A 24,981-nucleotide genomic window follows, 5' to 3' on the forward strand; every position below is an offset into this window, starting at 1 on the left:
TCCCGGCTCGTCCGCCACCCGGGCGCCGGGCACTCGACCCAACAACTTCATGACCCGGGCACCGACAGTGAGCCGTCTACTCTGCCTTTATACATCCACTTCTACAAATGGCGTATATACCTCATGATCAGCCTGTACGGCATTAGCTCTACGCAACCAAATTCGCGCCTTTATTTCCTCGCTGTCCAATTCGGTGTCCAACTCACCGTTACGGCAAACGATTGAGTACCTTCGATGCACAGAGTCCACTCGCTGAGTCCCACCACTGGTTTGCAGTTGGGGCGCGACGAACCGCTCCGGTATCTGGTAGGGGCGGATCGGGTCGTCGCTGCTGGGGTCCCGCTCCCAAAGTGCTACTGCGTCGTCGAAATTTAGGTTGGCCTCAAAAACTTCAAATTCCACATCGTACTCGATAACGAACTCCCGCAGACTGGAGCCGATCTCATTGACGTGCGAAATTACGGGGTTAGCTATTCTCGCCATACTGATCACCTGTCTCATTCGAACGACCCCCGGCTCCTCTTCCAGAGCACCACAACTGACCTCTGAATGAAAGAGGTATTAGCCCGAACGGGTGTTTCCTCTGTTGTGAGCAGCCACCACAGCCGCTCAAGCGACCGCTTGAGCGGTGTTGGCCACCCTGTGAGTGCGCCGCTGGGGCCAGACAGGGGGCCAAACAGGCAGCCCCCAAGACAGTCCCGGACGGTAATGGACAGAGAGGGGAGGCGGCAGGTCAGCCCCCCTACAGCAAGGCCGTCAAGGGGCTGTTGCAAAGTCTGATGATCTTGAATCGTTGCTGGTCAGGTCAGCCCGAGGAGGTCAAGCGGACGGCGGAAGGGCTCGTAGGACATCTCGCGGATCGCGGCGGCGATGTTGGCGTGGCCTGCCGCTCGCAGGACGTTGATTGCGAAGTTGCGGAGGGTGGCCATGGTCTGCAGCCCGTATCCGGTGCGGATCTTCGAGGCATCTTCGGTGAACGTGGTGTCACGGACGAAGTGGAGCCGGTTCTCGATCACCCACTGGGAACGGGCCAGTTGTCCGAGCTGCTGGGGTGATGCCTGGCGGGCTGTCAGGTCGGTGAGCGCGTAAACGGTCTGCCTGGTGACCTTGCGTGTCCTGATGTCGGTGCGGTGGCGCAGGATTTTCACGGCCTGGACCGCGTGGGGAAATTCCAGGCCGAGCTCGGTGACCGTCAAGGCCCTGGTCGCCCTCGTCTCCTTGCGGCCGTGCCCCGTCTCACGGTCGTAGCGCCGGGCGGTGGCCTGCTTCCACGGCAGTGCTCTCAACTGCCGAAACGGCCCGGGCTGGTTGGCCTTGACCACCAGCAGAAAGTGCGCCTGCTTCTCCTCCACCAGGAACCGGGCGTGGGCGCGCTGGGTGTGCAGCGCGTCGGCGGTCACCGTCACGCCGGCCAGGTCGAACGGCTCCAGCAGGGCGGCGAAACACGTGATCTCGTTGGTCTTGTCCGGCACCCGCAGCTGGGTGACCGTCTGCCCGGCGCCGGTCATCGCGGCCAGCAGGTGCACGGCGGGGCTGGTGACGGTGCGCGAGCCCCGGGCGCTCTTGCCGTCCACCGCGAGGGTGCCGGCCCCGGCCGGATCGGTGCCGAGCAAGTCGGCGAGCCCGCCCGGGCAGACCGCGTTCAGGACGCGGCGCATGGTCGCCGTGCTCGGCGCGACGCGGACGCCGAACACCGTGGCCACGCGGGCACCGAGCCGGGCGAGGGCCGTCTGTGGGGCCGCCTTGGCCCACTGCCCGATCGCCGTGAACGAGCGGGCCCCGGCCAGTACGGCGGAGCAGGCGATCAGCAGCACGCTCACGAACGAGTGACGCCTCCCGCGTCGGTGGCACGGATCGGCCAGCGTGACCAGTCGCTGCGAAAGATGTGACAGCGCGCGGTGCTGACGCGAGGGCGACTTGATCAGGCAGACGCTGGCAGACTGACGGCACATCGAAGCTCCGGTTGGACAGGGCGACTTGGCAAGGTCACCCGTTCAACTGGAGCTTCGTTGCGTACGTGGCGGGTCACCGATACACCGTCGCCCGGCCATGACCTGCATAAATTCATGAGGTTCAGGACTTTGAAACCGCCCTGCGGACAGCAGGGTCTCGTATCGTCCGGAACAGCCATCTGACAGGTCGTCCCCTCTGCTCTGGGAACGGGAACTTTAGAAGTTGCGCGGGGCTGTGACTGGTCTGCACCGTAAGTCAGGTATAGGAGACCGAGGCCGCCACTGGTCGTTCTGATCTTCCCCGGAAGCAGCGAGCTGTTGCCAAGCTGTAGAGGTTCGCTATCTATCTCGCGGCGATAAGGCCCAGCATGCTGGAGATATGAGCAACCCAGGGCACGATTCTCCGCCCCAGCAGACGCAGCACCCCGAAGAGCCACAACAACCTCAACAGTCAGCTATACGCCGGCATGCCGGGGCGTTCTCTGCTGCGTTCTTCCTGGCGGTGGCCGGAGCGTTGGCTACCGGTTTAGCCGACGACGTCACATCCTGGGTGAAAAGCCTATTCGCCGAGGAGAAATCACCTCCTGTCACCCAGACGGATTTTCGACACTACCTCCCTTTCGACCTTCGGGAACAACCCGTCGCCGGACTGAAGGTTGTGGGGCGCCAAACTGGGTCGCGCCCGAGCATAAGCTTCAACAGTAGCGCACCTAATACGTGGCGATGTTTCAGCGGCGACAGGGTTGACGACCCTTGTTATGCACCGGAGATGGACCTCAAACCGAAATATCTCCTCTGCCCTGGAACACCCTGGGAGGGGAGCGCATGGAGAGTGGACATCAATTCACTGCCGGAGCCAGATTCGTATGCTGCACCTGAGGACCCTTGGGGGAAGCCATGGGCGTTGGAAGTGCAGGTGCCCGACTCGTCTCGCCATGTACTCCGATGTGTGACCCACGGAGGCACTCTTTCCTCCGTCCTAGGCAAGACTGTGTGGTATGTCTGCCTGGATGACGATGGGGGCGAAACGGGATACCTGGTGGGTCTTCCAGAGAAGACATCAGAGGGTCCATGGATGGTGGCACTAGCCCCCAGAGGGGCGACGCAAATTGTCCAAGCACCCATAAAGACCATGTGGCAATAGGGAAGGGACCGCACTGACAATTTTCAAGGGCGATAGCAGCGTTCCGAGTAGTCCAGACCGTGAGCGCTTTCCGCTACCCGGAGGGGAAGCTCTAGTTAGGGCCTGATTGAGGGGGCCCAGTTCAGCTCGGGCACCTCATCAAGGCGCGCATGCGCCATAGCAACATGCAGGAAGGCAAATTCATCCATAGGCCGCAAGTAGGCTCGTAGCTGCACTTGAAGCGTCCACCGTCGATTCCCATTTTGAGCTGTAAGACAAGCTCCAAACAGGACACCGACCAGCGCGAACACGCTACTGAACAGAGCTGGAGCCATTTGCTCACCTCAGCATCCCTAGCCGCGCAGCACTCCACTGGCCATGTTGAGGGACTCCACCGCCGTTCGGAACCGTATCCACCAAAGCAGAACCGAACGGCGGGCAAAGGCTGCCATCACTCATAGATCAGTGATTGGTGGGTTCAGGTGAGGCTCCTAGTCGTCCCCATCGCTCTGTGCAATCCGTCGAGACTCTGCCAAGACGTTCGCGAGACGGGCAAGCGTTGCTTCAACGTTCGACAGATCAGGATTCCGGTTGTGACGGTTTAGGTTCGCCAGACGCCGCCAAGCCTCTGTCGTCCTGACCTCAGCAATTTCTCCTGCGCTGGCGCTCAAGACGCCGGACTCGGGGATGCGGTCGACTTCGTCCCAAGTCGCTGGGAGGGGCGCATCCCCCCGCAGAAGAGTGAGTCCGGCTTCAGCATTCGAAGGGCTCAGGAGAACGCTGGTCTCCCACGAACAAGCGACCGGTCCCACCCAGCCAACGCCGAGCCATACGCCAAGCCCGGCGACTAGCCAGCGCGCCCGTGCAGTGCACCACGAGTGCTCACCGATACTGAAAGCGCTGATGTCACGAACCGAGTCGAAAGTGACCGCTGGCGGCTCAAGCCACGCATCGACGGTGCTGAGACGCGCGGTGCCGTACAAGCGGCGCCCCAGAACGCGACACTCGAAACCCGACGTCAGGTGCGGGGAAACAGACCTCATCAGACCAGACGCGGCCTCCCGCGCAACCGCGTCTCGGGCCTCCTCAGCCCTCAGTGCGGAGGTGACCTGATCCTCATTGACCTCGGCAGGCTTCGTGAACCGCTTCAAGAGTTCGTCACGCTGTGTCAGGTGGACGAAACGTTCGCCCAACTCCTTGACATCTTCATTCATGGGGAACCGGTAGTCGGTGCCGTCCCCGAACTCCTGCGTATTGTTGCTTACGAAGAAGACGGTTTCATCGCGGTGATCGCGCGCGTATTCCACAGCCGACATCCAAATCACGGCGTCACGGAAGTCGGTCTTGCCCTGCTTGCCCTTTTTGCATGGCGCGAGCGCGTTCATCTCGCGAAAGGCCCCTTCCCGCAGGGCATTTTCGCTGGAGGGAATGACATCGACGATAGTGCGGTACTCCTTGCGCCAGAACTCGCGCACGCGATCCAGATCGAGCCGTGGCACTCGGTTCTGCACCTTCCACGGCGTGACCCGTAGCAGCTGCTCGAAGGATTGGGCGGCCTTCTCGTGCTTCTCCTGATACTTGATCGCCTCCTGGCCGACCAACTCCTCCAGCACGAGCCACGGAATGGACACCTGTTGAACCCCTGTGGAGCGCAGGGCTCGGAGCAGGTCAGCGATAGGGCTGTCTGGTTGAACGTCCCACAGGATGTTCGTATCCAGGATGATCACTAGGCTCCCCCTCAGACTGCAGTGCGATCAACGATCCCAGTATTCGGCCTTCCACGACATCAAATTGATGTGACCGGCGCTTCCCTCGGATGTCGACGCGTCCGGCCTTCTGCGAACACTGGGCGAGGCGCCGGTTCAGACCGTCGGCGAGGGAGGACGCTACGTCGACGGGTGCATTCTGCACAGCGATCACGGATCGCAAGCTCGTGGCGTGCACACTCCTCGCGCGCACGGTTGATCCTTGACCAGGGTCACCAGCCAAGCCGTCTCGCACGGGCATGGTCATGTAGGGCCTGCGGAACGTGCTGGAGCTCTGTGAGCAGTATCGGTTCCTACGCAAGCGGCATTAGCGCTGGCCACTACGAGTGTGGACCACAGGACGTAGTCCGCGGCAAACGGCGTTGACACCGTGCAACGCCAGGACGACAGTCACAACGCTTGGCCGCGATGTACTGCAACAGTGATCCAAGCTGGCCCCGGTATCTCCCGAGAGCTGTGGGTCGGGGAGAGGAGTACGTGATGACGTTCTCACAACTCGACTTCGGGGAGACGCTGGCGGCAGGAGCAGTGAACGCGTTCGTCACGGCGTTCTTGATCGGGATCGTCGCCGGCCTCATCGTGAAGAGGTACGAAGCGGTCCACGAACTTCGTCTGCAGACATTAGAGCTGGAACACCAGACCAGGGCAGCGTTGCGCACGACGTACTCACAGCTCCTTGTGGCCCAACGTCGATCTCGACAAGCTTCGGCCCAGCTCGCGCAGGCTGGCGGCGAGAAATCAGCACCAGAGCTAGCGGCGGAGGCAGGTACCGCTCACGACGAGTTCATCAGCCTCTATCACAGCCTCAACCTTGACGCATCGAAACAAATGTGGCTTGACGTACGTGGCTTGAGGAAGATCCTTGACGCCATGCTGGAGCGTGCCCGGAGTGGCGATGCCACAGGTTGCGCAAAGCTCGTGGGCCAAGCACGTGCCGCACGCCAGAACCTTGAGCGGAGTTTTCGCGATCGGCTCGGGCACGAGCCCCTTCAAGAGAGGAAGGCATTGGGTGAGTACGACCGACTACCCATGAACGCAGGTGAACGCCCCTGAACGCAGCCCAACACCCAACCACCACAGTTGGATGGCGTGTTGGCGGGTGTGCCAGACACGGCGACTTGCAGCACACGCGTGGCGCCTTGAGGGTTGCAGCCAATGTCGGCAAAGAAGCTCACCACAGCCCTTCGCTGCGCTAGAAGTCTTCCGTGCGTAGTCTCCTGCAAAGGCTCGTCGAGACCCGCGCGTGGCGGGTCGCTCGGGTGGTGGCCTACACCCTGGCAGGCCTGATCAGCGTGGTGATCTTCGTCGTCCTCCCGGTCATAGCCCAGCTCAGTGGAGGGGACGATGATGACGAGGGTCCGCCCGATGGTTCTGCAACACCATCCGCCACGTTCACGCCAGTCCGCTGGACGTATCAGGGCGATGAGTGCGCAGACGGGTGGTCATCAGACTCCATCGGCCGTCAGGGCGCTTGTAGCCATCACGGGGGCGTCGTCTCCGTGTTTGAAGGAGCCGACGGAACAGTCCTCAGGTGCGGGGACGACGAGCACACGCCTCGCCCAGACGAACAACAACAGCAGATCGACGACTACGGGCACGTGCTCTGCGTGTTCCGGTGACACGGGGTTCTTGCACGGGTGGCCACCGCCGCACCACAAGCGCACCAGATCGAGCGGAGAACCACGGTGACAGCCGCTGAGGCCGACAGGGCAGCGTCCAAGCTGGCGGACTCGATCGCTGCTCGTCTCCGCCAGTGGAGCTGACGCTTACAGGACCGTTTGAGCGGAACACCCGAGGCGATGATGTCTCCATGAGCAGCTGGGGAGAGCTGGCGGGCGAGACGGCCAGTGCGCTGATCGGGACGTTAGCCGGCGGAGCAATCGCGGTGTACGTGGCACGTTGGCAAACCGCGAAGTCTATCGAGGCTCAAGTATCAGTTGCAGCTTCGCAAGAGGTTGCCAGTGCGGCGTTGGCACGCAGTCAATGGACCCAGCAGCGCTCTGCCGAAGCTGCTCAGCGACTGTTGGAACGACTCGCTGCACTCTATGCACGGCTACCGTCGCTGCCGGACGTGGCTCTGAATGAACCGCAGCTGAGTGCGGAGGCTCGCGAACGGTGTGCGGAGGCCCTCGAATCCATCCGCCACGGTATGCAAACAGACCTTCTGTCCATCGAGAACGATCAGGTCCGCGCGCGATTCAGGACTCTGGTGAAGCTGGGCTTCGATGTCGCATGGCGAGGCATTGGGCAGGGAAACCGTGAGCGTCAGATCCGAGACGTACGTGGTTATCTTCGCTACGTGCAGCTCACTCTGGAGGCAGTCATCGACGGAAGTCCTTTACCGGATCCCTGTGTGCCACCCGTACTCGACCGGAGTGACGGCGATGCCTGGGTACCTCCAAGCGTGCCCTGGCACTGGCGCGACCCAGCCGACGGCAGCTGACCCGCGGGCAGGGCCGCCTGCGGGCGCCCGTTATCGGGTTGGATGTTGGTGGGTGACATCTACGGCTGCATCAACGACGGCGGACGGCAGCGATTCTGTGTAGGTGTCAGTTCGAGCGCCGTTACAGCGACGCGGGTAGCGGCGCGATCGAACTCCAAAAGCGGGTGTCGCAAGGTGCCGTCGACAAAGCCGGCGCCTAGCCACGGCGTGGTTTGGGTCGCAACTTGCACCTCCAGTACGGCGTGTTCGCCAGCAGAGTGAAGCTTCCCCGTGATCTTGGACACTCGATGCTTACGCCACGAGGGCGTGTTGTTGTTCCAGACGCTGCCGGGTCTCCAGCGGAGTGAGGTAGCCCCAGAGCGGATGGCGGCGCAGGCGCTGCCGGTTGTAGAAGGTCTCGACGAAAGCGAAGATGTCCGCGCGGGCGCTGGCACGGTCGGGCCAGCGGCGGGTTCCGAGCTCCGCCTTCAGTAGAGCGAAGAACGACTCGGCGGCGGCGTTGTCGAAGCATGAGCCGGTGCGGCCCATGCTCTGCCGTAGTCCCAACTGGCGTATTTCACACCGTAGTTCGTCCGAGGTGTATTCACTGCCGCGGTCCGAATGCACGATGCAGCCGGGCTGGAGCCGGCCACGTCCGGCAGCCATGCCCAGTGCGTCCACGACCAAGGATGCGCGGTGGTGGTCGGCCATCGAGTAGCCGACGATCTCGCGGGTTGCGAGGTCCAGCCAGGTCGCCAGATACAGCCAGCCCTCGTCGGTGGGGATGTAGGTGATGTCGCCGACGAGCTTCACCCCGGGCGCCGGTGCGGTGAAGTCGCGGGCGATCAGATCCGGGGCGGGCACCGCCCTTTTGGCCGGGCGGGTCAGACCCTTTCGCCTGCGCCGTGTGACGCCGCTGATGCCGCGTTCACGCATGACGCGCTCGATCCGTTTGCGGTTCACGCGGTGTCCGAGCCGGCGCAGTCCGGCGTGGATGCGCGGCACTCCGTAGGCGCCGCGGGAGGCGAGGTGCAGCACGGTGATCTCGTGCGCCAGGACATCGTCCGCGGCCTGCTTCGCCCGCCTGGTCTTCTCACCGGCCAGCCATGCGTAGAAGGAGGAGCGGGCCACCTTCAGCAGCCGGCACAGCAGAGCAACATGGTGGGTGGTCTTCTCCGCCTCGATGAACGCGTACACCTGGCTCATCGATCGCTCTCCTTCGCGAAGAAGACCGCCGCTTTTCGCAGCACCTCAATCGTCTCCGCCTGCTCGGCGGCCAGCCTCCGCAACCGGCGCAGCTCTTCACGCTCGGCCGTCGTCAGCTCTCCCGGCGCCCCCTGCCCGCGGTCGATCTCATCCTGCTTGACCCAGTTCCGCAGGCCCTCGGCGCTGACCCCGAGCTGCCGGGCCACCTCGGTGACGGTCTTCCCGGAGGAACGCACGAGAGCGACTGCGTCCCGTTTGAACTCCTCCGTGTACCGCCTGCTGCGGTTGCTCTTACTTCCCACCTGGCACTACTTCCTCTGGAACTCACGTCCCAGTCTCCAGGTGTCCACGATCAAGGGGAAGGTTCAGAGTGACCTACACCCTCCGCTGCAGAGACGGTTGGAGCAGGTGCCGCATTCGCCAAATAGACTCGACAGCGTGCCAACCTGCTGACACAGTCATGCTCCATGAACACGGACATGCAGACTGCCGTAATCTGGTCTGGAATCTTTAGTGACGCAAACTATTTTGGTCGCTACCTTCGAGACGTAACGCGCCGCGGTGATGATCCGTTGAATTCCGTGTTGGCTTTCTGTATGGCGCCTTATTTCTCACTCGCCATGCACGAATCTCTGCAAAAGGCGGGGAAGATCGATGCAAACATCTCCGCAGCATTCGAAGAGGGTACGATCACGATTGGTGCCCGGTCTCGGCATTCGTTGAAGCTCTTCGAAGACACCAAGCGAGGCATTGAGGGGCAGATTTCGTATTTTCGAGACGAGGTGTTCACCGCACATTCTGCCAAGTTCCTCGGTAACACGTGGCTTCCGCTGGCTCGCTTTCTGGAAACCGATCTCGGCCTGTATAGCTATGGCGGGCGACTAGTGACAACCACCCATGCCGCGACGTTCCATCTCGGCTTTGAGCCGAATGAGCTGCTCGCGGAGGGGGCCGGAACTCATATCCGAGCAGTCTTTGAGGAGTACGGATCGCACTTCGCAGGCTTGGGAGCCAGCCTCGATGATCAGGGGGCGGACACCTTTGTAACTGCGTTGAGCGCTTCGGCCCTGGACGAGTCACGCGATGTGCGCGCCAGCAAGTACTACCGCAAGGTCTTCAACGGACCAGACACGCCCGAGCTGAATGCAATACTCACAACCTTCCGAGCGATGCTTAATTTCGCCGAAATCGTTGTATCGTCTGGCGTCGATCGCCAGTTCCTCGACTACACGGCTTTCAAGATCGGATACCTTTCGCTTTATCAGGTATTGCGCAGCGTGCGTATTCTGCTAGACGATTCATCCTATCCTCTCACGACTCGATCCACTGCGATCGCTGATCACATTGTTAATTTGGAATCAGCACAAGATATCTTGGATCCGAAGGCCAAGCCTTTCCGCAACATGCTGATGCACTACAACTTGCCGCCCAAGGTGGGCATGACCAAGGTGGACTTGTCTCAGCCCTTCTTTGGCACAGTCCCCATCTATTTCCCTCGGCACGACATCTCCAGCTTTATTCAGCTGGTGAATCAGTGTGGCGCTATCACTGCCGCAATTTTTGACGAGTGGGCAGAAGGGAATTAGGGCGCATGGTGGAACCATCGCCATCACTTCTGCCCCGGTCACGCCCCAGCAAGGTGCAGCCCATGCCCCGCTCTCCTGACAACCCGGCAACAGGGAAGATCTCGGGTGCGTGTCCAACTGCGTGACAACGCCGACGAACAGCGGCGGACAACCACGGACGCTTGCGGACCATGAGTGCAGGTGAGACGCGCACCAGCCCAAGGCAGCACCCCCACCCAAGTTGCGTCGGGACGAAGAGGTCGTGGGTTCAAATCCCGCCACCCCGACAGCCGAAACATCAGGTGAGGCACCTAGGAACGTTCCTAGGTGCCTCGCCTGTTTTGTTTGGTGTGGCTCGTGCGCTGATGGGCCACAGGGGTCGGCCGTAACCTTTGTCGGCAGGCAGACAGGTGGGTACCACCCCGAAAGGACCCCGCATGATCATCTTTGGCACCAAGGGCTACCTCTACCAGCTCGCGATACTCACCCTCGTCTGTGGCCAGTGCGGCAATCCCGCTGCCCACACGCTGCGTAAGCGGGTCACGAAGTTCACGTTGTTCTTCGTGCCGCTCTTCCCGTTCTCGACGAAGTTCACGACGCAGTGCACCTTCTGCGGTGCGGAGCAGAAGATCACCAAGGAGCAGGCGGAGCAGCTGCAGGCGCAGGCCGCGGGTGGGCAGCAGGCGTACGGGCAGCCGCAGCAGCAGCCCTACCAGCACTGAGCGGCCTCCAGCGGCTCGTCGGCTAGCGGACGTGCAGGTCCAGGCCCGTCGTGCCCGGTCGCTCCCTGCCCGGCAGCAGTCGCATGGCTCGGTCGTAGTCCCCGCCCGTCAGGGACCGGAAGGGGACCGGGTCGGCGGTGAAGAGGGTGTCCAGGCGCCTCGCGTAGGCCTGTCGGGCCGCTTGGAAGCGGTCTTCCGGCAGTTCGTTGGCGTCGTAGACCGCGAAGGGCTCCAGCGGGGTCATGCCCGTGAAGCAGAACAGGCCGTGCTGCAGGGGGTGCAGTACGTCCGTGAGGCGGCCGTGGATGCCCCGGTCCGAGAAGGACGTCTCCCTGGCGCCCAGCGTCACCGACAACAGGGCCCGGCGGCCCGTCAACGCGCTCTCGGCGTACGGCGGCGGGACCTGGAGGCCGTAGGCGAAGCCGCTGGTGAAGACCCGGTCGATCCAGCCCTTCAGGATCGCCGGTGCTGAGAACCACCACATCGGGAACTGCAGGACTACCGCGTCCGACCAGCGGATCTTCTCCTGCTCCGCGGCGACGTCCGGGGTCAAGCGGCCTCCCAGCGTGGCCTGTTCCGAGGCCGCCATGACGTGGAGGCGGTGGTCCGGGGTGTGGTCGGGGTAGTCGTCGGCGTCGACCGTCGGCTTCCACTTCATCGCGTAAAGGTCGGAGATTCGTACGTCGTGGCCCGCCTCGCGCAGGTGGTCCGCCGCGAACGTCGTCAACGCGCTGTTCAGGGAACGGGGATCGGGGTGGGCGCTGACGATCAGGATCTTCTTCATGACGTCAGGTTCGCCCGGCTCCCCCGGCGCCAGCCAGAACCCCCTTCGACCGGCGGATCGTCAGTCCTGGTACTGGCAGGGCCACGCATACTGGAGTTCATGGATGTGAGCTACGACGGTCAGCGGGCCCTCGGTGGGTTTCTGCGGGCCCGTCGCGGGCGGGTCGCGCCGGAGCAGGCGGGGATCGGCGGTGCGGCCGGGGTCGTGGGGAACAAGCGGCGCCGGGTACAGGGGCTGCGGCGCGAGGAGTTGGCGCAGCTCGCCGGGATCAGCGTGGACTACTACGTCCGTCTCGAACAGGGGCGGGCCACCCAGCCGTCCGCCGAGGTACTGGACGCGCTGGCGCGGGCGCTCGGTCTCGACGCGGCGGAGCGGCGGCATCTCGACACCCTCGCCGCCGGGCGGCACGAGCCCGTGCCGGCCACCCGGATCGGGCCCGGGCTGCGGCGCGCGCTCGACGCCATGGACCGGCTGCCCGTCTTCGCCACCGACCACCGTCTCGACGTCGTCGCCTGGAACCGGCTGGGGGCCGCGCTCATGGGCGGCCTCGACGTGCCGGGGCGGCGCGATCCCAACAACGCCCGGTTTCTCTTTCTCGATCCCGCCGCCCGTGACCTCCATCCCGACTGGCAGGACCGGGCCGCCGAGGCGGTGGGGCAGTTGCGGGTCTCCGCCGGGCGGTATCCGGGCGACGGCGAGCTGGGCGCGCTGATCGCCGAACTGGGCGCCGGGAGCGGCGACTTCCGGCGGATCTGGGACTCCGGCGAGGTCACGATGTGCGCCGCCGGGCGCAAACGGCTGCGGCATCCCGTCGTAGGGCTGCTGGAGTTGGACTTCGAGACGCTGCATGTGCCCGCCGGGCCGGGCGAGTCCGGGCTCGTGCTGCATGTGTTCAGCGCGGAGGAGGGCACCGCGGAGGCCGCCGCCCTCGCGCGCCTCACCTGACCGTCGCGCCTCACATGACCGTCATGCCCCACGTGACCGTCATTTGTTCCACGTCTCGTCGTACGGGTCCGCGGGCGCCGTCACCGGCCGCGACGAGGTGACCTTCAGATACGGGATCGGGCCGTTGTTCACCGGGTCCTCCATCCGCTGGGGCGTGTAGGTGCCGGTGACCTCCAGCCAGGCGTCCGGGCGCAGGACCGGCGGGATCGTGCCGGTGAGGGCGACCTTCACCGGCTGGGCGTCGGCGGCACAGCAGTTGAGGGCCATGCGGACGAGATAGGGGTGGCCCGCCCGGTCCAGGGCGACGAAGCCGGTGACCTTGATCTCGCGGTTCTTCAGGGATCGCCCGTGGTCGTAGACCGCGCGGCCCGCGTAGTCGGCCACGCCGAGGCGGAGCGGGCCCTCGGCGGGCAGGTCGTCATAGCCGTACGCCTGCTGCAGGGCCGTACCCGTGCGCATCGCGCTGTACGAGCCGAGGGCCGGTGGGGCGACCAGGACGAGGGCGAGGACGGGGAGGGCCAGGAGCCAGGAGATCCGGGGCTCGTGGTGATGTTCCGTGTGGCCGGCGCGCCGCTCGTACCAGAGTGTCGCCACCGCCGCCGCGATCAGGACCGCGCCGGAGAGCAGCAGCAGCGGGCGCAGGCCCGCCTTGACGTAGCGGAGGTACAGGTCGGTGCTGCCCGCGTGCAGCAGGGTCGCGCCGAGCAGGAACATGACCGCCGACTGCGCGTGCCGGTTCACAGCAGCACCGCCCCGGTCAGCACCGACACCAGGACGGCGAGGACGAAGGTGGCGGGCGCGAAGCGCAGCGCGAAACCGCGGCCGAAGGTGCCGGCCTGCATCGCGAACAGCTTCAGGTCGATCATCGGGCCGACCACCAGGAACGCCAGTCGCGCGGTGAGCGAGAACTGGGACAGGGACGCGGCGACGAACGCGTCCGCCTCCGAGCAGATCGACAGCAGGACGGCCAGTACGGCGAGGGCGAGCACGGAGACGAACGGGTTCCCCGCCGCCGCGCGCAGCCATGCCTCCGGTACGACCGCCTTCAGCGTCGCCGCCGCCATCGCGCCGACGACCAGGAAACCGCCGGCGTGCATCACGTCGTGCCGGACCGACCCCCAGAACGCCGCTCCTTTGCTCTGGCCCTCGTACGACGCGCGGGCCGGTGGCCGCAGCCAGTCGGTACGGCCGAGGCGCAGCCACAACCAGCCCATCGCGCACGCCACGAACAGGCTGGCGACGAAACGGGCCAGGACCATCTCGGGGTTGTTCGGGAACGCGACCGCCGTCGCCGTCAGCACGATCGGGTTGATCGCCGGGGCGGAGAGCAGGAACGCCAGGGCGGCGGCGGGGGCGACGCCCCGGCGGACCAGGGCTCCGGCCACGGGGACGGACGCGCACTCGCAGCCGGGCAGCACCGCGCCCGCCACGCCCGCGACCGGGACCGCCAGGGCGGGGCGTTTGGGCAGCGCGCGGGCGAAGAACGACGCCGGTACGAACACCGCGATCGCCGCCGACAGCATCACACCGAGCACGAGGAAGGGGAGCGCCTGGACGACCACGGCCACGAACACCGTCATCCAGCTCTGCATCACCGGGGCGGCGAGCAGCCCGCGGATCGGGCCCTGCATGAGCAGCACCAGGAGCAGGAGCATGGTGAGCAGGAGCGGGGAGTTGAGGTGGCGGGCCTGGTCCTCCGCGCGCGGGGCCTCCGGGTGCGGGGCCTTCGGCTCGCCGGGTGTGGCGTCGGGTGGGCTCGGGGTGGCGTCGGGCCGGTTCGGCGCGGCTTTGGTGAGGGCCACGGGCGCGGTACCTCCGGGCTCGGTGTGTGGTGCCTTTCCTCCCATACGGGCATTCTGGCGCCCTTGCTCAACTCGGCACCGGATCATGACGGGAACCTTACGAACCGCGAGGACCGGCGCCGCCGACCGGCCCCGTCGTGGAACCCCCCGCCCCGGTAGGGCACTCTTTCCCCTCGTGGGCAGCGTTCCGAATCAAGGTCAACAGGGTGCCGCCGCCACGCACATGGTGGTCTGCGGCGACGACGGGCTCGCGCATCGGCTGGCAGCCGAATTGCGGGGGGTGTACGGGGAGCAGGTCACGCTCGTCGTGCCCGCGTCCGAGCGGAGTGTGCGGCCGCCGGTGGTGGGGCGGGCGCGGGCGGCTTCGGCGGCCTTGCTGGACCGGATGGTGAGTGCCGCCGGTGGCCGGGCGGGGGCGGCCGAACCCGCCGGTGGTGAACGGTTGCTGGAGGCCGCCGAGGCGACCGAGGCCGTGCTCGCCGACGCCGGGGTGGAGCGGGCCGCCGCGCTGGCGCTCGTGTACGACGACGACGAGACCAACATCCGTGCCGCGCTGACCGCCCGCCGGCTCAACCCCCGGCTGCGGCTCGTTCTGCGGCTCTACAACCGGCGGTTGGGGCAGTACATCGAGGAACTCCTCGATCAGGCGTCGGCCTTGGCCTCCGGGGACGGCTCCGACGCGGGCGCCGGGTCCGACTCCGGGTCCGGTTTCGACGCGTCGACGACCGTCCTGTCCGACGCCGACACCGCCGCTCCGGCGCTGGTGGCCAGTGCCGTCGCCGGGACCAGCAAGGTCGTGCAGACGGACGGCTTGCTGCTGCGGGCCGTGGAGCTGCCGCCGGGGGGCGGTGGTTCCGGGCGGGCCACGCTGGCGCTGCTGTCCGCGAGCGGAAACGGCACGGCGGGGCCCGACGGGGCCGATCCGGGCGGTGCCGAACAGGGGCCCGAGCTGCTGCCGGACGCCGCGGCGGTACGGGCGGCCGGTGAGCGCGGGACCGTGGTGCTGGAGCAGGTGTCGTACGCGGCGCCCGCCATGTCCCCGGGGCGCAGTGTCGTGCCGCCGTTCGCCTCGCTCTTCTCGCGGCGGCTGCGGTGGTCGCTGGCCGGGCTGGTGGGGTGTGTGGCCGCGCTCGCCGTCGCGCTGACCGTGGTGACCGGGGACCATCCGCTGTACGCGACGTACATGACCCTTCTCGATCTCTTCGCCATCAACGACCCCGCACTCGGGGCGTCCACCGGGCGCCAGGTCCTGCAACTCCTCGCCGGGCTCGTCGGGTTGCTGCTGCTGCCGGTGCTGCTGGCCGCGGTGCTCGAGGCGCTGGGTACCTTTCGGACCGCGTCCGCGCTGCGCAAGCCGCCGCGGGGGCTGGGTGGGCATGTGGTGCTGCTCGGGCTGGGGAAGATCGGCACCCGGGTGCTGACGCGGTTGCGGGAACTGAACATCCCCGTGGTGTGCGTGGAGTCCGATCCCGAGGCCCGGGGGCTGGCGACCGCTCGGCGGCTGCGGGTGCCCGTGGTGCTCGGGGATGTCACTCAGGAAGGGGTCCTGGAGGCTGCCAAGGTGCATCGGGCGCACGCGTTGCTGGCGGTGACCAGTGCGGATACGACGAATCTGGAGGCCGCGTTGTATGCGCGGTCCGTGCGGCCGGATCTTCGGGTGGTGCTGCGGCTGTACGACGACGACTTCGCCACCGCGGTGTACCGGACCTTGCGGGCCGCTCATCCGCAGGCCTCCACTCGGAGTCGGAGTGTGTCTCATCTCGCTGCGCCCGCGTTCGCCGGGGCGATGATGGGGCGGCAGATTCTGGGGGCGATTCCGGTGGAGCGGCGGGTGTTGCTGTTCGCCGCGGTCGAGGTGGGCGGGCATCCGCAGTTGGAGGGGAAGACGGTCGGGGAGGCGTTTCGGGCGGGGGCGTGGCGGGTGCTGGCGTTGGACACCGCGCATACCGGGCGGCGGGAGGAGTCGGCCGTGGAGGGGGCGTACGAGGAGGTCGGGTCGCCGTCGGGGCTGGTGTGGGATCTGCCCGATACGTATGTGCTGAAGGGGGCGGATCGGGTGGTGTTGGCGGCTACTCGGCGTGGGTTGGCGGAGTTGCTGGGGAGGCGGGCTCGGGAGCGGGCCGGGATGTAGGGGTTGCGGGGTGGGTTGTTTCGCCCCCGCCGCCCCTACCCGTCCCATCCTCCAGGAGCGCCGCCCCTTCGACCCCGGCCCCTGGGGGCTCCGCCCCCAGACCCCCGTCGGCCCCGAAAGGGCCTCGTCCTCAAGCGCCGGACGGGCTGAAAGACACGAGGTGGCGTGGTCATGGTGTCCCCGACGCCGGGACGGCGTCGGGGACCGCTGGGTCAGGGGGTCAGGGGGTCGGGGGCAGGTGGCGGGTGGCGAAGTCCAGTTCCAGGGCTACCTGCTTGATGCGTTCGTCCACTACCAGTGAGCCGTGGCCCGCGTCGTAGCGGTAGACCTCGTGGACCGCGCCGCGGGCTTCCAGGCGCTTGATGTAGTTGTCGATCTGGCGGATGGGGCAGCGGGGGTCGTTGACGCCGGCCGAGATGTAGACCGGGGCCTTGACCTGGTCGACGTAGGTGAGGGGGGAGCTTGCCTCGAAGCGCTCGGGGACCTCTTCCGGGGTGCCGCCCAGGAGGGTGCGGTCCATGGCCTTCAGGGCTTCCATCTCGTCGTGGTACGCCGTGACGTAGTCGGCGACGGGGACGGCCGCGATGCCCAGGGTCCAGGCGTCGGGCTGGGTGCCGAGGCCGAGGAGGGTGAGGTAGCCGCCCCAGGAGCCGCCGGTCAGGATCAGGCGGGCGGGGTCGGCCAGGCCCGTGCTCACGGCCCATTCCCTGACCGCCGCGATGTCCTCCAGCTCGATCAGACCGACGCGGTACTTCAGGGCGTCCGTCCACGCACGGCCGTAGCCCGTGGAGCCGCGGTAGTTGACCCGCACCACCGCGTACCCGTGGTCGACCCATGCCGCCGGGCCGGCCGCGAACGCGTCGCTGTCGTGCCAGGTCGGGCCGCCGTGGATGTCGAAGACCGTGGGCAGGGGGCCCGCCGCGCCGCGCGGCTTCTGGACCAGGGCGTGGATACGGCCGCCCGGACCCTCCACCCAGACGTCCTCCACCGGGACCGAGCCCGGGGACTTCAGGCCCGGCGGGTCCAGGACGACCCGGCCCGTCGTCGAGCGGACCGTCGACGGTTCGGCGGCCGAGGACCACAGGTACTCGACGCTCCCGTCGGGGCGGGCGGTCGCGCCGGAGACCGAGCCGGGCGGGGTCGGGATCCGCACCGGTTCACCGGTCGCCAGGTCGTAGCGGAACAGCTCGCTGCGGGCCTCGAAGCTGTGCGCGATGAGCAGTCCGGTGCCGTCCGGGTACCACTCGGCGCTCACGTCACCGGGCAGGTCGAGGGCGAGGTCGGTCTCCTCGCCGGTCGAGACGTCCCACACCAGGGGCTCCCAGCGGCCCCGGCGCTGGTGGCCGATCAGCAGGCGCGGGTCGCCGTCGACCGGGGCGAAGCCCAGGACCTCCAGGCCCCGCTCCTGTGTGCCGCCCTTGGTGTCGTCGAGGTCGGCGACCGCCGTGCCGTCGGGGCGGACCACCCGCAGGGCCGAGTGCATCGCGTCGCCGTGCTCGGTGTGCTCCAGGGCGATCAGCGAACCGTCGTGGGAGAGATCCCCGACGCCGGCGGACTCACGGTGGCGGTAGATCTCCACCGGCTGCTCGCCCTCGCGGACGACATAGATCGTCGTACCGTCCTCGTCGGTGGAGCGGCCCACCACCGCCGTACGGCCGTCCCGGGCGAGAGCGAGGCCCGCCGGGTAGGAGGCGTCCAGGCCCGGCGCCGCGATGTCGTCCTCGCCGCCCGCGAACGGCTGTCGGCGCCAGACACCGAACTCGTCGCCGTCCTTGTCGTCGAACCACCAGATCCACGCGCCGTCCGGGGAGAGCACCCCGTCCGTCGTGCCGTTCGGCCGGTCGGTCACCTGCCGCTGCTCGCCCGTGGCGCGGTCCCAGGCGTACAGCTCGTACGTCCCCGTCGCGTTCGACACGAACAGGGAGCGGTCCGGTGCGTCCTCCGCCCAGTCGGGCAGGGACACCCGGGGCGCCCGGAAGCGCTTCTCCCAGTCCGGCGTCGGTTCGTTCTGCTCGGGCGAGACGGACCCGTTGCTCTCAGTCATGGCCCCATAGTGCCTGGCCCTGCCGACAATGTGCCGCCGAGGTCCCCAGCCTGTGGACAACCTCCACCGCGGGACCCCATTGTCAGTGGCCGGGTGCAGACTCGACCGCATGACAGATCTGCGCAAGACAGTCGAAACCTTCTGGGCCGCCGCCGAGGCCCGGGACTGGGACACGTTCACGGGCACGCTGGCCGAGGACGCGGTGTACACGCTGCCGCAGACACGCGAGCGGATCAGCGGACGCGAGCGGTTTGTCCGGTTCAACCGGGAGTATCCCGGTGACTGGCACCTTCGGATCGAGCGGATCGTCGCCGAGCCGGGGCAGGTGGTCAGCTGGGTCCACTTCACGGTGGGGCTGGAGGAGATGTACAGCATCGCGTTCTTCACCGGGGACGAGCACGGCCGGATATCCGCCATGACCGACTTCTGGCCGGAGCCGTACGAGCCGCCGGCGGGGCGGGAGCATCTCGTCGAGAGGTACTGACCCCGCGGGCCGGTGCCCGCGGACTGCCCCGTACCGTTGAGGTGTGTACCGGTTTCTGCTGACGCCCCGTTGGTGGGGGATCAACGTCTTCGTACTGCTCGCCATCCCCTTCTGTGTGTTCATGGGGTCCTGGCAGCTGAGCCGGTTCGAGGACCGGATGGCGGATCACGACCGGGCGACCTCGCAGGTCGCGACGGACGCGGGGGATCCCGCGCGGCCGCTGGCCGACCTGCTGCCGGTGGACAAGGAGACGTCCGGGGCGCAGGCCACCGCGACCGGACGGTACGGGAAGCAGTTGCTGGTACCCGGCCGGGAGCTGGACGGCAAGAACGGCTACTACGTGCTGACGTTGCTGCGGACCGACGGCGGCAAGGCCCTGCCGGTGGTGCGGGGATGGCTGCCGGGGACCGCGGACACCGCGAAGGCTCCGGCCGCGCCCTCGGGCCAGGTCACCGTCACGGGAGCCCTGCAGGCGTCCGAGCAGCCCGGTGAGAACGGGGTCAGCGCACAGGGCGGGCTGCCGGCCGGGCAGACGTCGGCGATCAGCGCGGCTTACCTGGTGAACCTGGTGTCGTACGACGTGTACGACGCCTGGGTCACCCTCAACACCGGGGACTCCGGGATGAAGGCGGTGCCCGCGGCCGCGGCTCCGGACACCGGGCTGAATCTCAAGGCGTTCCAGAACCTCGGCTACACCGGCGAGTGGTTCGTCTTCGCCGGGTTCGTGGTCTTCATGTGGTTCCGGCTGATCCGGCGCGAAGTGGAGTTCGTACGGGATGCCGAGCTCGGGCTGCTGCCCGAGCCGGAGCCGGGCGACCAGCCCGCGTCGGTGTGACGCCGAGTCCGACCGGTCTCGTGCCGCACCGGCTCCACGCCGCCTGTGCTACGCCGTCGGCGTCAGCACGCCCGTCCAGTACACCGTGCCCGCGCACGCGTTCGACACCGTCACCGACGTCGACGGGGCGCCGCCCTCGGCCGTGCCGGTGATCGTCACACTGCCGTCCACCGTGCCGTCCGCCGTCATCAGCTGGGTGGAGGTGCCGGTGTCGCCGCCCGTGGAGGTGCCCTCGGTGGTGCCGGAGTTCTCGGTGGGGCTGGGTGTGGTGGTGGGATCGCCGGTGGGACCGCCGTCGCCGTTGTCCACGGGGCAGGTCTCCGAGGGGACCCAGGCGAACCTCACGATGTAGGAGGCGCCGGGCTGCAGGCTCAGGGAGGCGAGTTCGAGGGACGGGTCGGGCAGGGAGACCGCCACGTCACCGGAGACATGCCGCTGCGGGGCGACCTTGGTGGAGTCCGCCGCGCCCGCCGTGGTGGTGCCCACGCTGCCCGGACCGGTGACCAGACAGGCCGCGGTCGAGCCGTTGGTGAAGGTGAACGTGCCGTACACCGCGCCCGCCGAGTCGGCGGGGTCGACGCTGGCGGTCGGTACACCGAGGTCCGTGGCCGTGCACGCGGGGACGCCCGCCGTGCTGGTGGCCGAGGGACCGGAGCTGTCGCTGCCCCCGGTGCCGACGCCGGAGCCCTTGTCCTTGTCGTCTTCCTTCGAGCCGCCCTTGTCCTTGTCCTCGACCTTGCTGGAGGAACCGCCGGAGGTGCTCTCGCCGCCGTCCGGACCCTTGCCCTGGCTCGCGCCGCCCTGGGCCTGCGAGTAGTGGCCGGCGTTGGAGGGGTCGGCGTCGGAGCCGGTGGCGCCCGAGACATGCAGCAGGGCCGGGACGGCGGTGCCGACGAAGAGCGCGGCGGCCGCCATGCCGACCAGGGCCTGCCGCTTGCGGGCGCGTCGGGCGGGTACCGCGGTGCGCAGATGGTCGAGAGTGCCGTCGCGCGGCTCGATCTCCTCGACCGCGTGCTGCAGCATGCGGCGCAGTGCCAGCTCGTCCGAGTCGAGCCCTCCCGAGGGGCTCTGGTCGTCGAGGCCGTGGTTCACAGTTCCGTTCCCAGCAGTTGATTGCTTCGGCTTGTGCGACGCGTCCGCACCACCCGGCTCGCGCCACTCGTAAGGCTCGTGCGGGACATGCGCGTGGCGCCGCCCGTCGTGCTCTCCTGGGCCGCTCATGCCGGTGCCTCCATGGCCACCCGGAGGGCGGCGATACCGCGGGAGCCGTACGCCTTCACCGAGCCCAGGGAAATCCCGAGCGTCTCGGCGACCTGCGCCTCGGTCATGTCCGCGAAGTACCGCAGGACGAGGACCTCGCGCTGGCGGCGCTGGAGTCCCTTCATCGCCTTGATGAGCGAGTCGCGCTCCAGCAGGTCGTACGCACCCTCCTCGGCGCTCGCCATGTCCGGCATCGGCTTGGACAGCAGCTTGAGTCCGAGGATGCGGCGGCGCAGGGCCGAGCGGGAGAGATTGACGACGGTCTGGCGCAGATACGCGAGCGTCTTCTCCGGGTCCCGGACGCGCTTGCGCGCGGAGTGGACGCGGATGAAGGCCTCCTGGACGACGTCCTCGCAGGAGGCGGTGTCGTCGAGGAGAAGGGCTGCGAGACCGAGCAACGAGCGGTAGTGCGCCCGGTAGGTCTCGGTGAGGTGGTCGACGGTGGTGCCTGCGGCAGCCACGTCCTCGGCACCGTCACGCTGACTGGGTACGCGGGTAGGCCGCGCTGCGGGCATCGGCGCGATCACCGGCATGCCACCGGGCGTACCGGCCCTGCGGGGTCGTACGGCCATGGGGCGCGGCGGCCGGAGGGCCGTACCGCGCGAGACCGCTGTGAAATCGAGAACCTCTGCCACGCCAGTTGGACACGCTTACCCCCGTAAGGGTTGTACGCGCCGGGCGTCACTTTTGCGTCGGACGGCCGCATGCCGCACGAGACCGCCTTCCGTCTTGTGTCAGGCAGCACTACTGACCGTGCGTCAAGCGCCCTCATGCCTACCCGCTCTTCCCCTGTGTCCTGAATGATTCGGGGCGTCCCCACGCCCCTTGAAGCATCCCCGCACCCCCTGAAGGGCGTTCGCAAAGACGCTCCCCGCCCTTCGCGCGGTTGCGGAGAGCGGGGAGGCAAATTTTCGGACGCCGAGGCGGGTCGGATCAAGTGGTCCGGACCACCGTCCGCACCACAAGTCGCTCACAGATCCTACAAAGCGACTGTCCGCAGGCCAGTGCTTTTCCGGCTCACAGAAGGAAATCCGGGAAACGTCACATGAACTCGGTCGCCACCAGCTCGGCGATCTGCGCGGTGTTGAGGGCCGCACCCTTGCGCAGGTTGTCGCCGCAAACAAACAGTTCGAGGGCGGTCGGGTCGTCCAGCGCCCGCCGTACCCGGCCCACCCACGTGGGGTCGGTGCCGACCACGTCGGCGGGGGTCGGGAACTCCCCGGCGGCCGGGTTGTCGAAGAGCACGACGCCCGGCGCGGTGGCGAGGATCTCACGCGCCTTGGCGACGGTGACCTCGCCCTCGAAGCGGGCGTGGACGGTCAGCGAGTGCGTGGTGACGACCGGAACCCGTACACAGGTGACCGCGACGGGCAGCTTGGGGAGGCCGAGGATCTTGCGGGACTCGTCCCGCACCTTCATCTCCTCCGACGACCAGCCGTCCTCGCGCAGCGACCCGGCCCACGGGACGACATTGAGCGCGACCGGCTCGGGGAAGGGCCCGGTGTTGTCGCCCACGGCCCGCCGGACGTCTCCGGGATGGGTCCCCAGTTCCGTGCCGGCGACCAGCGAGAGCTGCTGGCGCAGGGTCTCGACGCCGGCCCGGCCCGCGCCGCTCACCGCCTGGTACGAGGACACCACCAGCTCACGCAGCCCGAACTCGGCGTGGAGCGCGCCGAGGGCCACGATCATCGAGAGAGTCGTGCAGTTGGGGCTGGCGATGATGCCGCGCGGCCTGACGCGCGCCCTGTGCGCGTTGACCTCGGGGACAACGAGGGGCACCTCCGGGTCCATCCGGAAGGCGCCCGAGTTGTCCACGACGACGGCACCGCGCGCGGCGGCGATCGGCGCCCACTGCGCGGAGACCTCGTCGGGGACGTCGAACATGGCGACGTCGACCCCGTCGAAGGCCTCCTCCGTCAGGGCCACCACCTCGACCTGCTCGCCGCGCACGGCCAGCTTGCGGCCGGCCGAGCGCGGCGAGGCGATCAAACGGATCTCGCCCCAGATGTCCGCGTGCTGGGACAGGATCTGGAGCATGACCGTACCGACGGCTCCGGTCGCTCCCACGACCGCGAGCGTCGGTCGCACGGACCCTGTCCCGGCCATCAGCGTCCCGTGCCCCCGTAGACGACGGCCTCGTCGCTGTCGGAGTCGAGCCCGAAGGCGGTGTGCACGGCACGGACGGCCTCGTTGACGTCGTCGGCGCGCGTGATGACCGAGATGCGGATCTCGGAGGTCGAGATCAGCTCGATGTTCACACCCGCGTCGGAGAGCGCCTCGAAGAAGGAGGCGGTGACGCCCGGGTTGGTCTTCATCCCCGCGCCGACCAGGGAGATCTTGCCGATCTGGTCGTCGTAGCGCAGGGAGTCGAAGCCGATGCCGGCCTTGTTCTTCTCCAGGGCGTCGATGGCCTTGCGGCCCTCGGTCTTCGGCAGCGTGAAGGAGATGTCCGTCAGACCGGTGGAGGCCGCGGACACGTTCTGCACGATCATGTCGATGTTGATCTCGGCGTCGGAGATCGTGCGGAAGATCGTGGCGGCCTCGCCCGGCTTGTCCGGCACGCCCACGACCGTGACCTTGGCCTCGGAGGTGTCGTGCGCGACACCGGAGATGATCGCCTGCTCCACCGGCTTGTCCCCTTGCTTGATCGGTTCACTGCTGACCCATGTGCCCTGGAGTCCGCTGAAGCTGGACCGGACATGGATCGGGATGTTGTAGCGACGGGCGTACTCCACACAGCGGTGGAGCAGCACCTTGGAGCCGGACGACGCCAGCTCCAGCATGTCCTCGAAGGAGATCCAGTCGATCTTCTTCGCCTTCTTCACCACGCGCGGGTCGGCGGTGAACACGCCGTCCACGTCGGTGTAGATCTCGCACACCTCGGCGTCCAGGGCGGCGGCCAGGGCCACGGCCGTGGTGTCGCTGCCGCCGCGGCCCAGCGTGGTGATGTCCTTCTTGTCCTGGCTGACGCCCTGGAAGCCCGCGACGATGGCGATGTTGCCCCGGTCCAGGGACTCCCGGATACGGCCGGGCGTGACGTCGATGATCCGCGCTTTGTTGTGGACCGAGTCGGTGATGACGCCTGCCTGGCTGCCGGTGAAGCTCTGGGCCTCGTGGCCCAGGTTTTTGATCGCCATGGCCAGCAGGGCCATGGAGATACGCTCTCCGGCGGTCAGCAGCATGTCGAACTCACGGCCGGCCGGCATCGGAGATACCTGCTCGGCGAGATCGATCAGCTCGTCCGTCGTGTCGCCCATCGCGGAAACCACGACAACCACCTGGTTGCCGTTCTTCTTCGCTTCCACGATTCGCTTGGCGACGCGCTTGATGCCCTCGGCATCGGCTACGGAGGAGCCTCCGTACTTCTGCACGACAAGGCCCACGTGCGCTCCTCGCTCAGTCAGTCACTATCCGCACATACGTATATGTACTGCGGTCGGCTCAGTCTAACGAGCGTCCGAAATCGACCTTCGTGAAACCACATGGTGAGACCCGGACGCCCAGCACGACCCTGCCCATCCGCACGGTGAACACTCGGCAAAGTGGGCCAGGTCACCCGTAGAGGCTCTCCGTGGCCGCCCGGCAACCTCACGTCGTCGTCGCCGCACCAGGAGCACTCGGCTCCCCCGGGCGACCTGGTGCTGGTGCTGGTCGAGGGCGCGAACTTCGACCCGGCCGCCTTCCCCGACCGCACACCGTCGACCTCGACCGCGCCAACAGCCGCGCACCTCTCCTTCGGCGGCGGCCGGCACTACTGCTCCGCCACGGCGCTGGGCCGCAGGCACGCCGAGATCGCCCTGGCGGTGCTGCTGGAACGCATGCCCCGGCTCGCGCTCGCCGTGCCGGTCGAGCAGCTGGTGTGGCGGACGGGGTTCATGAAGCGGATCCCGGAGCGGCTGCCGGTCATGTGGTAGCCGCGTGTTGAGGGACTCGGCGAGCG

22 protein-coding genes are annotated in these 24,981 nt (G+C 67.3%); 10 read left to right on the top strand and 12 right to left on the bottom strand.

Going from position 1 to position 24,981, the window contains the following annotated elements:
* Nucleotides 1-800: 800 nt before the first annotated feature.
* Complete coding sequence (locus QF037_RS22265; protein WP_444972118.1) at nt 801-1,952, bottom strand: ISAs1 family transposase; 1,152 nt, start codon at nt 1,950-1,952, stop codon at nt 801-803.
* 1,614 nt (nt 1,953-3,566) lie between these two features.
* On the bottom strand, nt 3,567-4,802 hold the full coding sequence (locus QF037_RS22270; RefSeq protein WP_307027905.1) for a PIN domain-containing protein: 1,236 nt from the start codon (nt 4,800-4,802) through the stop codon (nt 3,567-3,569).
* 519 nt (nt 4,803-5,321) lie between these two features.
* Here QF037_RS22270 and QF037_RS22275 point away from each other — a divergent pair.
* From QF037_RS22275 to QF037_RS22285, 3 genes are all read left to right on the top strand, one after another.
* The gene (locus tag QF037_RS22275) at nt 5,322-5,894 is read left to right on the top strand and encodes a hypothetical protein (RefSeq protein WP_307027906.1); all 573 of its coding nucleotides are present in this window, start codon (nt 5,322-5,324) and stop codon (nt 5,892-5,894) included.
* 152 nt (nt 5,895-6,046) lie between these two features.
* On the top strand, nt 6,047-6,460 hold the full coding sequence (locus QF037_RS22280) for a hypothetical protein (RefSeq protein WP_307027908.1): 414 nt from the start codon (nt 6,047-6,049) through the stop codon (nt 6,458-6,460).
* Between the two features lie 191 nt (nt 6,461-6,651).
* Complete coding sequence (locus QF037_RS22285) at nt 6,652-7,284, top strand: hypothetical protein (protein ID WP_307027909.1); 633 nt, start codon at nt 6,652-6,654, stop codon at nt 7,282-7,284.
* A 291-nt stretch (nt 7,285-7,575) separates the two neighbouring features.
* Here the strand turns inward: QF037_RS22285 and QF037_RS22290 are convergent, their stop codons facing one another.
* Nucleotides 7,576-8,469 (bottom strand): IS3 family transposase, encoded by an 894-nt coding sequence (locus QF037_RS22290; RefSeq protein ID WP_307027911.1) that lies wholly within the window; start codon nt 8,467-8,469, stop codon nt 7,576-7,578.
* Nucleotides 8,466-8,771, bottom strand: coding sequence for a transposase (locus tag QF037_RS22295; RefSeq protein ID WP_075033595.1), 306 nt, complete (start codon nt 8,769-8,771; stop codon nt 8,466-8,468). The genes QF037_RS22290 and QF037_RS22295 overlap by 4 nt, the downstream gene beginning before the upstream one ends.
* Nucleotides 8,772-8,936: 165 nt before the next feature.
* On the opposite strand from QF037_RS22295, the gene QF037_RS22300 reads away from it, so the two are divergent.
* Together QF037_RS22300 and QF037_RS22305 are read left to right on the top strand one after the other, a co-directional pair.
* Entirely contained in the window at nt 8,937-10,055 is a 1,119-nt protein-coding gene (locus QF037_RS22300; protein ID WP_307027913.1) for a hypothetical protein, read from the top strand.
* 416 nt (nt 10,056-10,471) lie between these two features.
* Nucleotides 10,472-10,756, top strand: coding sequence for a zinc-ribbon domain-containing protein (locus QF037_RS22305; RefSeq protein WP_307027915.1), 285 nt, complete (start codon nt 10,472-10,474; stop codon nt 10,754-10,756).
* Between the two features lie 22 nt (nt 10,757-10,778).
* Here the strand turns inward: QF037_RS22305 and QF037_RS22310 are convergent, their stop codons facing one another.
* Nucleotides 10,779-11,540: an NAD(P)H-dependent oxidoreductase gene (locus tag QF037_RS22310; RefSeq protein WP_307027917.1), complete on the bottom strand. Its 762-nt coding sequence runs from the start codon at nt 11,538-11,540 to the stop codon at nt 10,779-10,781.
* A gap of 99 nt (nt 11,541-11,639) precedes the next feature.
* On the opposite strand from QF037_RS22310, the gene QF037_RS22315 reads away from it, so the two are divergent.
* Entirely contained in the window at nt 11,640-12,485 is an 846-nt protein-coding gene (locus tag QF037_RS22315; protein WP_307027919.1) for a helix-turn-helix domain-containing protein, read from the top strand.
* A 39-nt stretch (nt 12,486-12,524) separates the two neighbouring features.
* Here QF037_RS22315 and QF037_RS22320 read toward each other — a convergent pair whose 3' ends face one another.
* Together QF037_RS22320 and QF037_RS22325 are read right to left on the bottom strand one after the other, a co-directional pair.
* Nucleotides 12,525-13,226: a TIGR03943 family putative permease subunit gene (locus tag QF037_RS22320; protein ID WP_307027921.1), complete on the bottom strand. Its 702-nt coding sequence runs from the start codon at nt 13,224-13,226 to the stop codon at nt 12,525-12,527.
* The gene (locus QF037_RS22325; RefSeq protein ID WP_307027923.1) at nt 13,223-14,287 is read right to left on the bottom strand and encodes a permease; all 1,065 of its coding nucleotides are present in this window, start codon (nt 14,285-14,287) and stop codon (nt 13,223-13,225) included. Before QF037_RS22325 ends, QF037_RS22320 begins: the two co-directional genes overlap by 4 nt.
* A 223-nt stretch (nt 14,288-14,510) precedes the next feature.
* Between QF037_RS22325 and QF037_RS22330 the strand changes: the two genes are divergently transcribed.
* Nucleotides 14,511-16,418, top strand: a complete 1,908-nt coding sequence (locus tag QF037_RS22330; RefSeq protein ID WP_307037314.1) for an NAD-binding protein — start codon at nt 14,511-14,513, stop codon at nt 16,416-16,418.
* A 220-nt stretch (nt 16,419-16,638) separates the two neighbouring features.
* On the opposite strand, the gene QF037_RS22335 is transcribed toward QF037_RS22330, so the two are convergent.
* A complete protein-coding gene (locus QF037_RS22335; protein ID WP_307027925.1) occupies nt 16,639-18,462 on the bottom strand; it encodes a S9 family peptidase in 1,824 nt (607 codons plus the stop codon).
* Nucleotides 18,463-18,571: 109 nt separating this feature from the next.
* On the opposite strand from QF037_RS22335, the gene QF037_RS22340 reads away from it, so the two are divergent.
* Together QF037_RS22340 and QF037_RS22345 are read left to right on the top strand one after the other, a co-directional pair.
* Nucleotides 18,572-18,946, top strand: coding sequence for a nuclear transport factor 2 family protein (locus QF037_RS22340; protein WP_307027928.1), 375 nt, complete (start codon nt 18,572-18,574; stop codon nt 18,944-18,946).
* 43 nt (nt 18,947-18,989) lie between these two features.
* Nucleotides 18,990-19,781 (top strand): SURF1 family protein, encoded by a 792-nt coding sequence (locus QF037_RS22345; RefSeq protein WP_307027930.1) that lies wholly within the window; start codon nt 18,990-18,992, stop codon nt 19,779-19,781.
* A gap of 48 nt (nt 19,782-19,829) precedes the next feature.
* On the opposite strand, the gene QF037_RS22350 is transcribed toward QF037_RS22345, so the two are convergent.
* From QF037_RS22350 to QF037_RS22365, 4 genes are all read right to left on the bottom strand, one after another.
* The gene (locus QF037_RS22350) at nt 19,830-20,873 is read right to left on the bottom strand and encodes a hypothetical protein (protein ID WP_373463967.1); all 1,044 of its coding nucleotides are present in this window, start codon (nt 20,871-20,873) and stop codon (nt 19,830-19,832) included.
* Nucleotides 20,874-20,998: 125 nt separating this feature from the next.
* Complete coding sequence (locus tag QF037_RS22355) at nt 20,999-21,676, bottom strand: SigE family RNA polymerase sigma factor (protein WP_307027934.1); 678 nt, start codon at nt 21,674-21,676, stop codon at nt 20,999-21,001.
* A gap of 406 nt (nt 21,677-22,082) precedes the next feature.
* Nucleotides 22,083-23,147 carry an aspartate-semialdehyde dehydrogenase gene (locus QF037_RS22360; RefSeq protein WP_307027936.1) on the bottom strand — a complete coding sequence of 355 codons (1,065 nt, stop codon included), beginning with the start codon at nt 23,145-23,147 and terminating at the stop codon, nt 22,083-22,085.
* Nucleotides 23,147-24,424: an aspartate kinase gene (locus tag QF037_RS22365; protein WP_266824190.1), complete on the bottom strand. Its 1,278-nt coding sequence runs from the start codon at nt 24,422-24,424 to the stop codon at nt 23,147-23,149. Before QF037_RS22365 ends, QF037_RS22360 begins: the two co-directional genes overlap by 1 nt.
* A gap of 159 nt (nt 24,425-24,583) precedes the next feature.
* Between QF037_RS22365 and QF037_RS22370 the strand changes: the two genes are divergently transcribed.
* Nucleotides 24,584-24,955, top strand: coding sequence for a hypothetical protein (locus QF037_RS22370; protein ID WP_307027938.1), 372 nt, complete (start codon nt 24,584-24,586; stop codon nt 24,953-24,955).
* The last annotated feature ends 26 nt before the right edge of the window (nt 24,956-24,981 follow it).

Origin of the sequence: Streptomyces canus (assembly GCF_030815415.1) — a bacterium.
GTDB classification, from domain to species: domain Bacteria; phylum Actinomycetota; class Actinomycetes; order Streptomycetales; family Streptomycetaceae; genus Streptomyces; species Streptomyces canus_F.